We start from the raw sequence: 14,603 nt of genomic DNA on the forward strand, positions 1-14,603 counted from the left end.
CAGTAAACGAAGAGCAAAAAAAGTGCACGGCGAAGCAAAGTCATTTGCCGATATGGACGTTTCCTTGCTATCATAAGAACAGATGATGAAAAAGGAGAGGTCTTCATTGAACATGGACTTTAATTTATTTATGAATGATATTGTCCGCCAAGCGAGACAAGAAATAACAGCTGCCGGATATACCGAGCTTAAAACAGCCGAAGAGGTGGATGAGGCACTTACGAAAAAAGGAACGACGCTCGTCATGGTAAACTCTGTTTGCGGATGCGCCGGAGGAATTGCAAGACCGGCAGCCTACCATTCCGTTCACTATGATAAAAGACCTGATCAGCTCGTCACCGTTTTTGCCGGACAGGATAAAGAAGCGACAGCGCGTGCGCGTGACTATTTTGAAGGTTATCCGCCATCTTCTCCGTCCTTTGCGATTTTGAAAGACGGAAAGATCATGAAAATGGTAGAGCGTCATGAAATTGAAGGCCATGAGCCGATGGCCGTAGTGGCAAAGCTGCAGGAAGCCTTTGAAGAATATTGTGAAGAAGTATAAGACGAACAACCCGGATGCTCAAAGCAGCCCGGGTTTTTTTGTGCATAAATTTCCAAGGATATATGAATAAATATTAAGGGATTATTCAATCGGATTGTACAGCGATTTAATTTTTATCTAGTAATATCAGAAGAGATCACTGGAAAGATAAGCTTAAAGATAATTTTTAAAAATAGTATTGCATAAAAATGAGAAACTGTTTAAAATACAAATTAACGAATAAATATTCAAATACACCAAAAGTAATGAATACGGGGGAAATGGATCATGAAAAAATGGCTCTTATTACTTGTAGCTGCTTGCATCACCTTTGCATTAACTGCGTGCGGCTCAAGCAATTCAGGTTCAGAAAGCGGAAAGAAAAAATTAATTATGGGTACTTCGGCGGATTACAAACCGTTTGAATATAAAGAAGGAGATAATATTGTCGGCTTTGATGTAGAGCTGGCAAAAGCTCTGGCAAAGAAGGCAGGCTATGAAATTGAAGTGCAGGATATGGACTTCAACAGCTTAATTACAGCGCTTAAATCAAAACAGGTGGATCTCGTTCTGTCAGGAATGACACCAACGCCTGAGCGTAAAAAACAAGTTGATTTTTCCGATGTGTATTACACAGCGAACCATATGATTGTCAGCAAAAAAGACAGCGGCATTCAATCTTTGAAAGACCTGAAAGGAAAAACAGTTGGCGTTCAGCTTGGCTCTATTCAGGAAGAGAAGGGGAAAGAGCTTTCTCCGGAATATGGTTTTAAAACAGAAGACCGCAACAGAATTTCTGATTTGGTGCAGGAAATCAAATCTGACCGTTTCGATGCCGCGATTATTGAAGACATTGTTGCAGAAGGGTATTTCAAATCAAATGATGACCTGCAAGGCTTTGTGATTCCTGATGCGAAAGCGGAAGAAGCCGGTTCAGCAATTGCTTTCAGAAAGGACAGTGAACTGACAGACAAATTCAATAAAGCGCTCAAGGAAATGGAAGATAACGGAGAGCTTGAGAAATTGAAGAAAAAATGGTTCACTGGCGAGAAGTAAAAAAAAGCGGCTCAACTTTTTCGTTGAGCCTTTTTATTGAATAGGAAACTTTTTTCCTGTAAGAAAAGGAGACAAAGGCTATGAATTTGGATTTTTCAGCAACGATCCCCCAAATTCCTTTTATATTAGAAGGCTTGGCAATTACATTAAAAATTGTTGTTGTATCTGCTATTATCGGACTTATACTCGGTATTGTGCTAAGCTTATGCAAGATCAGCACATTCCGCCCGTTTATCTGGATCGCTGATTTTTATACATCAGTGTTCCGAGGCACGCCTTTAGTGCTGCAGCTTATGATTGTCTATTTTGGCCTTCCTCAGCTGCTCGGATTTCAAATTGACCAGTTTTGGGCTGCGGTTGTCGCATTGTCTTTGAATTCCGCCGCTTATGTATCGGAAATTATCAGAGCCGGAATCAATGCCATTGATAAAGGGCAAAAAGAAGCTGCTGTTGCACTCGGTGTCCCGTATGGAAAAATGATGAAGGATCTGCTGCTGCCGCAGGCCTTCAAAAATATATCACCTGCAATTGTGAATGAATTAATTACGTTAACAAAAGAATCGGCGATCGTCACCGTCATCGGGCTTGGTGATGTCATGAGACGCGCATATCAAGCTGGCGCCGCCACTTACAATTACCTTGAGCCGCTCATTATCGCGGGATTGATTTATTATGTGCTTGTCCTGATTTTAACGTTTATCGGCAAGGCTGTAGAAAGGAAGCTGAAATCCAATGATTAAGGTTGAAAAGCTGTCAAAATCATTTGGGAAACACGAAGTATTAAAAAACATTTCAACAACAATCGCTGAGGGTGAGGTTGTTGCCGTGATCGGTCCTTCAGGCTCAGGCAAATCAACGTTCTTACGCTGTTTAAACCTGTTGGAAAAGCCTAACGGCGGAACCATTACAATAAAAGACACAGAGATTACGAAGCCGAAAACCAACACATTAAAGGTCCGGGAAAACATCGGGATGGTTTTTCAGCATTTTCATCTCTTTCCGCACAAAACGGTTCTCGAAAACATCATGTACGCGCCTGTCAATGTAAAAAAAGAATCAAAACAGGCTGCACAGGAGAAAGCTGAGGACCTGCTCCGCAAAGTCGGTTTGTTTGAAAAGCGAAATGACTATCCAAACCGTTTGTCTGGCGGACAAAAACAGCGTGTCGCGATTGCCAGGGCTCTTGCGATGAATCCGGACATCATGCTGTTTGACGAGCCGACCTCCGCCCTTGATCCAGAGATGGTCAAAGAAGTGCTACAGGTGATGAAAGAGCTGGTCGAAACCGGCATGACCATGGTGATTGTCACACATGAAATGGGCTTCGCAAAAGAAGTGGCAGACCGTGTGCTGTTTATGGACCAAGGAATGATTGTCGAAGACGGCAATCCGAAGGAATTTTTTATGTCGCCAAAATCCAAAAGAGCGCAGGACTTTTTAGAGAAAATATTATAGAATATAAAAAAGAAGAAGGCTGGCCGCCTCTTCTTTTTTATTGAAGAAACAAATAGAAATGGAGTCCGACATGTTTAAAATTGGTTACCGCACAATAAAGACTGCGCTTGGAACAGCTTTGGCTATTTATATAAGCCAGTTATTGCATTTGCAAAACTTCGCATCAGCAGGAATCATCACCATTTTGTGTATACAAATCACACAAAAACGGTCGCTTCAGGCCTCATGGGCCCGCTTTGCGGCATGCTGTCTGGCAATTGCTTTTTCTTATCTCTTTTTCGAGCTTATTGGCTACCACCCGTTTGTGATCGGAGCGCTTCTTTTGATATTCATTCCGATAACGGTTCTGTTAAAAATTAACGAGGGTATCGTCACCAGTTCTGTTATTATCCTTCATTTATACATGTCCGGCGGCATTACGCCTACTTTCATCTGGAATGAAGTTCAGCTGATTACGGTCGGCATCGGCGTCGCTCTATTGATGAACTTGTATATGCCGAGTCTTGATCGGAAGCTGATTGCTTACCGTAAAAAGATAGAGGATAACTTTGCTGTCATTTTTGCAGAAATCGAACGGTATTTGTTAACTGGTGAGCAAGATTGGTCTGGAAAAGAAATTCCGGAAACGCACCAGCTTATTACGGAGGCTAAAAACCTGGCATATCGAGATGTGCAAAACCACATTTTGCGTTACGAAAATCTGCATTATCATTATTTTAAAATGAGAGAAAAGCAATTTGAAATTATTGAACGCCTTCTCCCTAAAGTGACATCGATCTCCATCACGGTAGATCAGGGAAAAATGATCGCTGAATTTATTCATGATTTGCGGGAGGCGATACACCCTGGGAATACAGCGTATAAATTTCTGAAAAGACTTGCTGACATGAGAAAAGAATTTGAGGAGATGCCGCTTCCTGCGACTAGAGAGGAATTTGAAGCGAGGGCCGCTCTCTTCCATCTTCTCGGCGAAATGGAACAATATTTAGTGATTAAAAGTTATTTTAAAGGAATAAAAGCGCAAAAATCACTCGGATGATTCGCATGAGCTCTTCCTTCATTGGTCAACCTAATGAAAAAGGAGGAGCTTATGCGTTTTTTCTTATGTTCGATTTTCATGATGATTTCACCGATTTGGCCGCTCGGCGAAAATCCGCTGCCAGGTGATCCGTATGTTATTGTCAACAAGCGAACAAATGAACTTGCTGTTATCCTCGACAACAAAGTAGAAGGCGTGTATAGTGTGGCGACTGGAAAAACAGATGATTTGACGCCTGAAGGAGAGTTTTCGGTAACGGTAAAAGCGGAAAATCCTTACTACAGAAAGAAAAATATTGAAGGGGGATCTCCTGATAACCCGCTTGGGGCAAGATGGATCGGATTTGACGCGAAAGGAACGGACGGGCGGATTTATGGAATTCATGGGACAAACCGAGAGGAATCAGTAGGAAAATTTGTGTCTAACGGCTGTATACGTATGCATAACGATGAGGTTGTTCATTTGTTTCAAACGATACCAGTAGGAACGAGAGTGCTGATCACGGACGACAACCGCTCTTTTGAGGAGATTGCCATCGAGCATAAAGCTCTGATAAAAAAGCAGGATATTCCCATTGAATAAGGCGCCTGCTTTTTTATCGTTATAGAAACATGACGATTCCTGAGAGTACAGTTGAAAGAATAAAAACTCCCAAAATCACGATCAAAACGCTTTTCATCAGTTTTTGAGACATGATTTTCACTCCTTAAACAATCTGTCTATATTTTAGCGTGTTTTGAATGGGCGGACAAGCGATATCTATTAGCGAAAGCAGGGATGAAAATGAACAGGCTTGACCATATCGGGATAGCCGTTTTTTCGATAAAAGATGCAAGAAGCTTTTATGAAAATGTATTGGGGCTTGCATTTCTTCATCAAGAAACGGTTGAAGAGCAAAAGGTGAATGTTGCTTTTTTTCAAGCTGGTAGCGTCAAACTTGAGCTGATAGAGCCGTTGACAGCTGATAGCCCCGTCCATTTATTTTTGGAGAAGAAAGGGCAGGGACTGCATCATATTGCGTTTTTGTGCAACGGCCTATCTGAACAGCTTCAAGCATTGTCTGACCGGCATGTTCAATTGATTGACAGGTTTCCAAGACAGGGGGCGAACGGGAAAAAGATCGCGTTTATTTCCCCTCGGGAAACAAACGGTGTTCTTGTAGAGCTTTGTGAACCGAAAGGAGATCAACAGAATGAACATGAATGAGCACATGGATCATTTATACACGAAACGCAAGCAGGCAGAAGAAGGCGGAGGACGGGAAAAGCTGGCTCAGCAGCGGCAAAAGGGCAAGCTCACTGCTCGGGAAAGGATCATATTTCTTCTAGATCAGGACAGCTTTATCGAATTACACCCCTTCATGGAAAGTCAAGTGTTAACAAGAGAACAGCGCATGTTAGGGGATGGGGTCGTGACAGGGTACGGCACAATTGACGGCCGCTCAGTTTATGTATTTGCGCAAGACTTCACAGTGTACGGAGGGGCGCTTGGCGAAACCCATGCCAGGAAAATCTGCGCTTTGATGGATCTGGCAGCAAAAAATAAGGCGCCGATTATCGGGCTGAATGACTCAGGTGGTGCGAGAATTCAAGAGGGTGTGTTATCATTAGATGGATACGGTCACATATTTTACCGAAACGTCTTATATTCCGGAGTCATTCCGCAAATATCGGTTATTTTAGGGCCGTGCGCTGGAGGCGCTGTATATTCTCCGGCACTCACAGATTTTATATTTATGGCTGAACAGACCGGCCGGATGTTTATTACCGGCCCGAAGGTGATTGAAAAAGTGACAGGGGAACAGGTTGATGCGGAGAGCTTAGGCGGAGCGGGGATACATAATGCCGTCAGCGGAAACGCCCACTTTTCCGGGCATACGGAGAAGGAGGTTCTGACAGGGGTGAGAAAACTGCTGTCTTATTTGCCGCTGAATGGCCGGACAACAGAGCCGAAGCCAGAGAAAGAGGCGTCCAGACCGTTATTAAACCGTCTTGTCCCTGCTGATACGACAAAGCCTTATGATGTTCGGAAGGTGATTAGGGAGCTGGCTGACCCGCAATCTTTTTTTGAGATTCAGCCATTTTTTGCGAAGAACATTGTCATTGGGTTTGCAAGGCTGGGTGAAAAAGCAATCGGCATCGTGGCGAGCCAGCCGAAGCATCTGGCGGGAAGCCTGACGATTGACGCTGCTGATAAAGCAGCAAGGTTCATCCGTTTTTGTGACGCATTTGATATCCCGCTATTGACTGTCGAAGATGTCCCGGGGTTTCTGCCGGGTATTCAGCAAGAGCACAATGGAATCATCAGGCATGGAGCAAAATTATTGTTTGCTTATGCTGAAGCGACTGTCCCAAAAGTCACACTCATCATTAGAAAAGCGTACGGAGGCGCCTATGTGGCCATGAACAGCAAAGCGATCGGAGCGGACCTTGTGTTTGCATGGCCGAATGCTGAAATCGCAGTGATGGGTCCAGAAGGTGCGGCATCGATTTTGTATGAAAAGGAAATCAAAGCTTCAGCTGACCCGCAAAAGACGAAACGCGAAAAAACAGCTGAATACAAAAAGCAAAACGCCGGCCCATACAAAGCGGCAGCTTGTGGAATGGTCGATGACATCATTTTGCCGGAAGAATCAAGGGGAAAACTGATTCAAGCTTTTCATATGCTTGCACATAAGACAGAAGAGAGACCGAAAAAAAAGCACGGTAACATACCGCTTTAATATGGAGGGACTTACAAATGGTGAATGAAAAACGCCTGCTGGAAGAATTTTTAGAGCTTGTCCAAATTGACTCAGAAACAAAGCACGAAGCTGAAATCTGCAAAGTGCTGAAACGAAAATTTTCTGATTTAGGTGTGGACGTTAAAGAAGACGATACAATGGATATCACGGGCCACAGAGCCGGTAACCTGATTTGCACGCTAAAAGGGACAAAACAAACAGATACGATCTATTTTACATCTCATATGGACACAGTTGTACCCGGAAACGGCGTAAAACCAGTTATAGAGAACGGTTACGTCAAAACTGACGGCACGACGATTTTAGGCGCTGATGATAAAGCGGGATTGGCTGCAATGTTTGAGGCGATTAAGGTGCTGAAAGAAGAAAACATTGAACACGGCACGATTGAATTCATCATCACAGTAGGGGAAGAATCGGGTCTGATCGGAGCGAAGGCGCTTGACCGTTCTATGATCACTGCATCCTACGGCTATGCTCTTGATTCAGACGGAAAAGTCGGAAATATCATTGTGGCCGCGCCGACACAGGCGAAGGTAAGAGCGGCAATTTTCGGGAAAACCGCTCACGCCGGGGTTGAACCTGAAAAAGGCATTTCAGCGATTACAATCGCTAGCAAAGCCATTTCAAAAATGCCATTGGGCCGTATCGATGAAGAAACAACAGCTAATATCGGCCGGTTTGAAGGCGGCACACAAACAAACATTGTGTGCGACGAAGTTCATATTCTTGCTGAAGCGCGCTCTTTAGTTCCTGAGAAAATGGAAGCTCAGGTTCAAAAAATGAAAGCTGCTTTTGAAGAGGCAGCTGCTGATATGGGCGGACGCGCAGAAGTCGAAATTGAGGTTATGTATCCGGGCTTTAAATATCAAGACGGCGACCAAGTTGTTGAAATCGCGAAAAAAGCGGCTGCTAAAATCGGACGTCCAAGCGAGCTGCAAACGAGCGGCGGCGGAAGCGACGCGAACGTAATCGCTGGTCATGGCATCCCGACGGTCAATCTTGCTGTCGGTTATGAGCAAATCCATACAAAAAATGAAAAAATGCCGATCGAAGAGCTCGTTAAAACGGCAGAAATGGTTGTTGCCATTATTGAAGAGGCGGCAAAATAAAAAAAGAAAACCCGAGTGCGATTTCCCGCATCGGGTTTTTTTAGCTCCATTTCCTAAGCGGCCAAAATAACACATCCTGTTTTTTAGCGTAATGAAGCAAGGGGTCTGACTCTGGCAATGTAATGCCGTGAGCATCAGTCACCGTATTGACTGAAATTTCCGCTTCGGCGTTTTGCAGCAGCCATGGATGATGATGGATGTCTTCGTAATAGAGTTTGTTTTGATTGGTAGTATAGAGTCTATACCGTTCTGTCAGCCAGTAATCGAGCGAATCCTTTTCTGCTGTAAAAGGCGCTGAAATGGGCCGGTATGCGGCGTGGAATGCTGCTTCTTTGTCATTTTTCCGCTTGCTGACATAGTCAATGGCATCACCGTTTTTTTCGGACTTCATATCCGCGTAAAAATAAGGCAGATGAAAGAATGTGCGAGCGCCAAGGACCGCCAGACGATGATCGGCATCTAAGCTAAAAAAATAAATGCCGGGCTTGCCTTTATACGTGACATAGGTGCGGAGGTTAAGCTCAGGAAATGCACGCGCACCGGGAATGGCAGGAAGATAACGCGCCCTCAGGTTCGTGAGCATAAAGGGAAGCATGCTGATCCAAGCTTGCCCGTTATATGTATCTAATTCTAAAACGGACGGTACCAAAGCGCGAAGGATAGAAACATCAACAGGCCAGTGGGCAAATAAGACATCATTCCAGGTTTGTCTCATAATCCAGATTCCATCAGGTACAGAAATATTTTTTTGCTGAAAGCGTTCCGTCAACGTATATGCTCCTTTCGGTTGGAGGTGAGTAAAGGTATTCCCGATTTCCTTCTTTTTAAACGATACGGCTATTTTTTAGGATGGCCATTTCTGCTTCAGCCATGATAAACAAGACTGTTTGGCGCGGTATGCTTTGCAAGTAACAAAAAACAACCCCGGCTTTTCGCACGGGGTTGCTTTTTTATTTCACCGACTCAGTAAGAGCGGCTGTTTTTTTGCTTTTATGATGCGTCATCTGAAGGACGATGTTTTGCACTGTCAAAAACAGTCCGCTTGTAAACCAGTACAGCGGAAGGGCTGCCGGAACATTAAGCGAGAAAATCGTCATCATCACAGGGAAGATGAACACCATCAATTTTGCGGATTGCTGTGCCGCAGGGTTTTGCGGGACAGCGGAATATTTCGCGCTCAGTTTTTGAGCGATATAGGCTTGGACAAAATACATAATCCCTGCACTAAGGGACATGAGAATATCAGATTGCCCTAAACTGAACCATAGAAACGAGTGTGACGCAATTTCAGGTGTTGAGCGAATCGCGTAATAAAGCCCAATCATAATCGGAGACTGAATCAGCATTGGAAGACAGCCCATCGCAAGCGGGTTGATATTATGCTCCTGATACAGCTTCATCATTTCCATTTGCAGCTCTTTTTGCTTTTCCGGGTCCTTCGTCTTTTTCAACTTAACCTGGATACTGTCAACCTGAGGTTTAATAACGGCCATTTTCTCTTGGAAGATGCGCTGTTTTTTGAACTGATTGACAAACAAAGGCAATACAACTATACGCACAATAATGGTTACGAGGATAATAGAGAGTCCGTATTCTCCGTGAAACAGCCCGGCAACACCCTTAAGCAGAGCGGAAAACGGTTCGATTAAATAATCGTGGAAAAAACCTACGTTGCTGAGGCCTCCCACCTGATTAGTCGCTGCAAATGCAGCATTGCCCGAGCATAATACGATCAAAAAGATACCCATAGCCAAAAGTTTTTGATATGTTTTTAACAATTTTGTTCTCCTCCTTTTTATAAATGCGGTTTATAAAAGAAGAGAACCGGCGTCTTCCTCATCGTTCACAGGCGAATTCATGCGGAAGACTTTACGTATCCAAGTTGTAATGCGATGATATATAATAATAAGAAAGTCTGTTCGGTTAATGTGAAAGACCGTCTGATGTTCATCTGTTCGTTTTGATTTCCATTGCTCGCCCGCACGGCACTCCCGTAAGAGAAATGCAATCCCGATTGCCGTTAGAGCAGGAAGAATAATTGTGAAAAAATCGACTAAGAATAAAACGTCATTTATCGATTCCACAAACATTGTCATCACATCCATTCAATAGCTTCATTTTACTATATGTACAAGCTGTTGTCTAATGACCGAAAAGGAGATTTGTTTATGCCGGGAAAGAGCCGAATTATTTTCCATATTGATATGAATAGCTTTTATGCGTCGGTTGAAATGGCATATGATCCGGCTCTCCGGGGAAAGCCGGTCGCAGTTGCCGGAAACGTAAAAGAGCGAAAGGGCATTGTGGTAACATGCAGCTATGAAGCAAGAGCGCGCGGCGTCAAAACAACGATGCCGGTTTGGCAAGCGAAGCGCCATTGCCCTGAGCTCATCGTTCTTCCGCCGAACTTTGACCGCTATAGAAACTCTTCACGAGCGATGTTTACCATTCTTCGTGAATATACTGACCTGGTGGAGCCTGTCTCCATCGACGAAGGCTATATGGACATGACCGATACACCATACAGCAGCCGCGCTCTGGAGACGGCAAAAGAAATCCAAAGCAGGCTGCAAAAAGAGCTGCTGCTCCCGTCAAGCATAGGGATTGCGCCGAATAAATTTCTCGCTAAGATGGCGTCTGATATGAAAAAACCGCTTGGAATCACGATTTTAAGAAAGAGGCAAGTGCCTGATATCCTGTGGCCGCTTCCTGTTGGAGAGATGCACGGAGTCGGCAAAAAGACAGCGGAAAAACTGAAGGGACTCGGCATCCATACAATCGGAGAGCTAGCTGCAGCTGATGAACACTCGCTGAAGCGCCTGCTTGGCATCAACGGTCCGCGCCTTAAAAATAAAGCAAATGGCATTCACCATGCGCCGGTTGACCCGGAGCGCATTTACGAATTTAAAAGCGTCGGCAACTCATCGACACTTTCCCATGATTCCAGTGATGAAGAAGAGCTGTTAGGCGTTTTTAGAAAGCTTGCCGCTTCTGTGAGTGACCGTTTACAGCGCAAGGAAGTCATGGCTTCGAAGCTTTTTATTATGATTAGATATGCGGATTGGAAAACCATCACAAGAAGCACTACGCTGAGAAACCCGATTGATCAAAAAAATGACATTTTGAAAGAAGCAGAGCACCTCTTTTTTAAACACTGGAATAAAAATCCTGTCAGACTGCTTGGCATTACCGGAACCGATTTGGTAGAAAAAGAGCAGGCCTATAAGCAGCTCGATTTGTTCAGCTTTAATGAAGATGCGAAGGATGAGCCCATTCAGCAGATGATGGAAAAGTTGAATAAAAAGTACGGTACCAAACTGATCAGAAAAGGGGCAACGTTAAAAAAAGAGGAGAGCAAAACAAAGGGAACAAGCTTTAATAAAGATTTTTTTCAAGATGAAAAGAAAAGCTGAATCGCTTGAAAAAAAGGGTGAATGTATGGTAATTTCTTTATTATAAATATCATTTTATTTTAATTTAAATTTTAAAATGATTAAACGTTTGCAGAAGGGACGTTAGAATATGTCAAAACAACAAATCGGCGTTATCGGACTTGCGGTCATGGGTAAAAATCTGGCTTTAAATATCGAAAGCCGGGGATTTTCTGTTTCTGTTTACAACAGATCAAGCAGTAAAACTGAGGAGTTTTTACAGGAGGCAAAAGGAAAAAATGTTGTTGGCACTTACAGCATTGAAGAATTTGTCCAATCCTTGGAAACACCGCGCAAAATCTTATTAATGGTTAAAGCGGGAACTGCAACAGATGCGACAATTCAATCTCTTCTTCCTCATCTAGAGAAGGATGATATTTTAATTGACGGCGGTAATACATACTATAAAGATACACAGCGCCGTAACAAAGAACTCGCTGAAAGCGGCATTCATTTTATCGGAACAGGCGTTTCCGGCGGAGAAGAAGGGGCGCTTAAAGGACCTTCTATCATGCCTGGCGGACAAAAAGAAGCACATGAGCTTGTAAAACCGATTCTTGAAGCCATTTCTGCAAAAGTTGACGGAGAACCTTGTACGACATATATCGGTCCGGACGGCGCCGGCCATTACGTAAAAATGGTGCACAACGGAATTGAATACGGAGATATGCAGCTGATCTCTGAATCATATTTCATTCTGAAACAGGTGCTGGGCCTTTCTGCTGATGAGCTTCATGAAGTTTTCGCTGAATGGAATAAAGGTGAGCTTGATAGCTACCTGATTGAGATTACGGCTGACATCTTCACAAAAAAAGACGAAGAGACAGGCAAACCGCTTGTTGATGTGATTCTTGATAAAGCAGGCCAAAAAGGAACAGGAAAATGGACAAGCCAAAGCGCACTTGACTTAGGCGTTCCGCTTCCGATTATTACTGAATCTGTATTCGCACGCTTTATCTCAGCTATGAAGGAAGAGCGTGTAAAAGCGAGCGGACTTCTTTCAGGACCAGAAGTGAAGCCTGTTACAGAAAATAAAGAAGAGCTGATTGAAGCGGTCAGAAAAGCGTTGTTCATGAGTAAAATCTGTTCATACGCGCAAGGATTTGCCCAAATGAAAGCTGCTTCTGAAGAATACAACTGGGATCTGAAATATGGTGAAATCGCTATGATCTTCCGCGGTGGTTGCATCATTCGCGCGGCATTCCTTCAGAAGATCAAAGAAGCTTACGATCGCGAGCCTGAGCTTGACAACCTGCTTCTTGACAGCTATTTCAAGAATATTGTAGAAAGCTATCAAGGAGCGCTTCGCCAAGTGATTTCACTTGCAGTTGCCCAAGGTGTGCCAGTGCCATCATTCTCAAGCGCATTAGCCTACTATGACAGCTACCGCACAGCCGTACTGCCTGCAAACTTAATCCAAGCACAGCGCGACTACTTTGGCGCTCATACTTATGAGCGTACTGACAAAGAAGGCATCTTCCATACTGAATGGATGAAGTAATCAATAGAAACCCCCGAAGCTCTTAAGCTTTGGGGGTTTTGTTATTAAGGAGATTGTTATACCTTTGTTCAGCGTAAAAAAGCCGAAAATGCTTGTAAACATTTTCGGCTTTTTTCTTCTTATTATATATTCCACCAGTGTAAGCCGTCTTTCGCCAAAAGATCATCAGATTCTTTCGGTCCCATTGAGCCTGATTCGTAGTTAGGAGATAAGGTTTTGTTTGCTGCCCATGTTTCAGAAATAGAGTCGACAAAGCTCCAAGAAAGGGCAACTTCATCCCAGTGTGCAAAGTTTGTTGCATCGCCAAGAAGACAGTCGTGAATTAGTTTTTCATATGCTTCAGGGGTGTTCAACTCGTCATTGCAATTGCTGCAATAATCGAGTTTGATTGGCTGTGCGTGTGCTGCTCCGCCAAGCTTTTTAGCATTTAAGTAAAGCGTAATGCCTTCGTCAGGCTGAATATGAATGACAAGCAAGTTCGGATTCATGTTGTTTTCATTACCGTAGTACAGGTTCATCGGAATGTCCTTAAATTGAACGACAATTTTTGTGGACTTTTCTTTCATTCGTTTTCCGGTTCTGATGTAGAATGGAACACCAGCCCATCTGAAGTTGTCGATCAAGAGCTTGCCGGCAACAAAGGTTTCTGTATTGGAGTCAGGAGCGACATTATCTTCATCTGTATAAGCAGGAACCGGTACACCGTCAATTTCACCAGCTTGATATTGTCCGCGCACAAAGTATTCATCCACTTCGTCTTTTGCAATAGGACGCAGTGCTCTCAGCACCTTCACTTTCTCGCTGCGGATTTCTTCTGTGTTCAATTTGATAGGCGGCTCCATTGCAAGAAGGGCAACCATCTGCATAATATGGTTTTGCACCATGTCGCGAAGGGCGCCTGATTTTTCGTAATATCTTGCGCGGTCTTCAACGCCTAGTGATTCGCTAGATGTGATTTGAATGTTTGAAATGTAGCGGTTTGTCCAAAGCGGTTCGAAAATCGCATTGGCAAATCGAATCACTTCAATGTTCTGAACCATTTGTTTGCCTAGATAATGGTCAATTCTGTAAATTTGATCTTCCGTAAATGCTTCGCGGATTTCTTTATTCAATGCCTGTGCGCTTGGCAGATCATGGCCGAACGGTTTTTCGATGACAAGGCGGGACCAGCCGGTTGTAGCTGTTACACCCTCTGATTTTAATGTTTTTGCAATCGTTCCGAAGAATTCAGGAGCCATTGCCAAGTAGAACATTCTGTTGTTAGGAATTTGATATGTATCTTCCAGCTGGTTAAGCAATACGTTTAGCTCTTGATAAGAACCAGGGTTTGTCACGTCAAACGGGTGATAGTAAAAATGAGACGTGAAATCATCTATATGCTTATCTGCAGATGAGGAAATGGATGTTTTAACAGTTTGGCGAAGATCCTCATTAGACCAAGGTCTTCTTCCAACTCCTACCACTGCAAACTCTTCTCCGATTTGTCCGTTTTGATATAAACGGTGAATAGACGGATACAATTTTCGTTTTGCTAAATCTCCAGTTGCACCGAATATGACAATTACTGCTTTTGGTTGTTGGTTTGTTTTCACTAAAAGTACCTCACTTTATTCGAAGCTTTATTTTAGTACACCCCGTATATTTCCTTCATTTTAAATCTAAAATTCAACGAAAGCAAACATTTAAGCCCTTTTTTAAGCAGAATGCTGAAAAAATGTTTCTAGCACGAAAGGATTGTTCTTT

At 43.5% G+C, this 14,603-nt stretch carries 16 protein-coding genes; 11 read left to right on the forward strand and 5 right to left on the reverse strand.

Going from position 1 to position 14,603, the window contains the following annotated elements; translation table 11 throughout:
• Positions 1–106 precede the first annotated feature (106 nt).
• The 6 genes from brxB to MKY10_RS09775 all read left to right on the forward strand — a co-directional run bounded on the left by brxB (position 107) and on the right by MKY10_RS09775 (position 4,655).
• Complete coding sequence (gene brxB / locus MKY10_RS09750) at positions 107–544, forward strand: bacilliredoxin BrxB (protein WP_003226477.1); 438 nt, start codon at positions 107–109, stop codon at positions 542–544.
• Between the two features lie 267 nt (positions 545–811).
• Entirely contained in the window at positions 812–1,579 is a 768-nt protein-coding gene (artP, locus tag MKY10_RS09755) for an arginine ABC transporter substrate-binding protein ArtP (protein ID WP_004398706.1), read from the forward strand.
• Between the two features lie 80 nt (positions 1,580–1,659).
• Positions 1,660–2,319, forward strand: a complete 660-nt coding sequence (gene artQ, locus MKY10_RS09760; protein WP_003230340.1) for an arginine ABC transporter permease ArtQ — start codon at positions 1,660–1,662, stop codon at positions 2,317–2,319.
• Complete coding sequence (gene artR, locus MKY10_RS09765; RefSeq protein ID WP_004398740.1) at positions 2,312–3,034, forward strand: arginine ABC transporter ATP-binding protein ArtR; 723 nt, start codon at positions 2,312–2,314, stop codon at positions 3,032–3,034. Before artQ ends, artR begins: the two co-directional genes overlap by 8 nt.
• Positions 3,035–3,104: 70 nt before the next feature.
• Positions 3,105–4,073, forward strand: a complete 969-nt coding sequence (locus tag MKY10_RS09770; protein WP_015251753.1) for an aromatic acid exporter family protein — start codon at positions 3,105–3,107, stop codon at positions 4,071–4,073.
• Between the two features lie 51 nt (positions 4,074–4,124).
• Positions 4,125–4,655, forward strand: a complete 531-nt coding sequence (locus MKY10_RS09775) for a L,D-transpeptidase (RefSeq protein WP_004398604.1) — start codon at positions 4,125–4,127, stop codon at positions 4,653–4,655.
• A 19-nt stretch (positions 4,656–4,674) separates the two neighbouring features.
• Here MKY10_RS09775 and prli42 read toward each other — a convergent pair whose 3' ends face one another.
• The gene (gene prli42, locus MKY10_RS09780; RefSeq protein ID WP_003226489.1) at positions 4,675–4,767 is read right to left on the reverse strand and encodes a stressosome-associated protein Prli42; all 93 of its coding nucleotides are present in this window, start codon (positions 4,765–4,767) and stop codon (positions 4,675–4,677) included.
• A gap of 89 nt (positions 4,768–4,856) precedes the next feature.
• Between prli42 and mce the strand changes: the two genes are divergently transcribed.
• From mce to MKY10_RS09795, 3 genes are read left to right on the forward strand one after another with little or no spacing between them, the layout of a single operon-like run.
• Positions 4,857–5,279: a methylmalonyl-CoA epimerase gene (mce, locus tag MKY10_RS09785; protein ID WP_044052502.1), complete on the forward strand. Its 423-nt coding sequence runs from the start codon at positions 4,857–4,859 to the stop codon at positions 5,277–5,279.
• Entirely contained in the window at positions 5,272–6,795 is a 1,524-nt protein-coding gene (locus MKY10_RS09790) for an acyl-CoA carboxylase subunit beta (protein WP_074794484.1), read from the forward strand. Before mce ends, MKY10_RS09790 begins: the two co-directional genes overlap by 8 nt.
• Before the next feature lie 17 nt (positions 6,796–6,812).
• Positions 6,813–7,928: a tripeptidase T gene (locus MKY10_RS09795; RefSeq protein WP_048655113.1), complete on the forward strand. Its 1,116-nt coding sequence runs from the start codon at positions 6,813–6,815 to the stop codon at positions 7,926–7,928.
• 40 nt (positions 7,929–7,968) lie between these two features.
• On the opposite strand, the gene MKY10_RS09800 is transcribed toward MKY10_RS09795, so the two are convergent.
• The 3 genes from MKY10_RS09800 to mifM form a co-directional block, all read right to left on the reverse strand.
• Complete coding sequence (locus MKY10_RS09800; RefSeq protein WP_048655114.1) at positions 7,969–8,697, reverse strand: DUF2071 domain-containing protein; 729 nt, start codon at positions 8,695–8,697, stop codon at positions 7,969–7,971.
• 181 nt (positions 8,698–8,878) lie between these two features.
• The gene (locus tag MKY10_RS09805; RefSeq protein ID WP_003230359.1) at positions 8,879–9,706 is read right to left on the reverse strand and encodes a membrane protein insertase YidC; all 828 of its coding nucleotides are present in this window, start codon (positions 9,704–9,706) and stop codon (positions 8,879–8,881) included.
• A 30-nt stretch (positions 9,707–9,736) separates the two neighbouring features.
• Complete coding sequence (gene mifM, locus MKY10_RS09810; protein WP_010886563.1) at positions 9,737–10,024, reverse strand: membrane protein insertion/folding monitor MifM; 288 nt, start codon at positions 10,022–10,024, stop codon at positions 9,737–9,739.
• A 72-nt stretch (positions 10,025–10,096) separates the two neighbouring features.
• Here mifM and MKY10_RS09815 point away from each other — a divergent pair, with 72 nt between their 5' ends.
• The gene (locus MKY10_RS09815; RefSeq protein ID WP_015251756.1) at positions 10,097–11,341 is read left to right on the forward strand and encodes a DNA polymerase IV; all 1,245 of its coding nucleotides are present in this window, start codon (positions 10,097–10,099) and stop codon (positions 11,339–11,341) included.
• Positions 11,342–11,450: 109 nt separating this feature from the next.
• Positions 11,451–12,860 carry an NADP-dependent phosphogluconate dehydrogenase gene (gene gndA, locus MKY10_RS09820; RefSeq protein ID WP_003230365.1) on the forward strand — a complete coding sequence of 470 codons (1,410 nt, stop codon included), beginning with the start codon at positions 11,451–11,453 and terminating at the stop codon, positions 12,858–12,860.
• Positions 12,861–12,982: 122 nt separating this feature from the next.
• On the opposite strand, the gene zwf is transcribed toward gndA, so the two are convergent.
• Positions 12,983–14,452, reverse strand: a complete 1,470-nt coding sequence (zwf, locus tag MKY10_RS09825; RefSeq protein WP_014114310.1) for a glucose-6-phosphate dehydrogenase — start codon at positions 14,450–14,452, stop codon at positions 12,983–12,985.
• Between the last annotated feature and the right edge of the window lie 151 nt (positions 14,453–14,603).

The organism is Bacillus sp. FSL P4-0290 (genome assembly GCF_037975435.1).
Classification (GTDB): domain Bacteria; phylum Bacillota; class Bacilli; order Bacillales; family Bacillaceae; genus Bacillus; species Bacillus subtilis.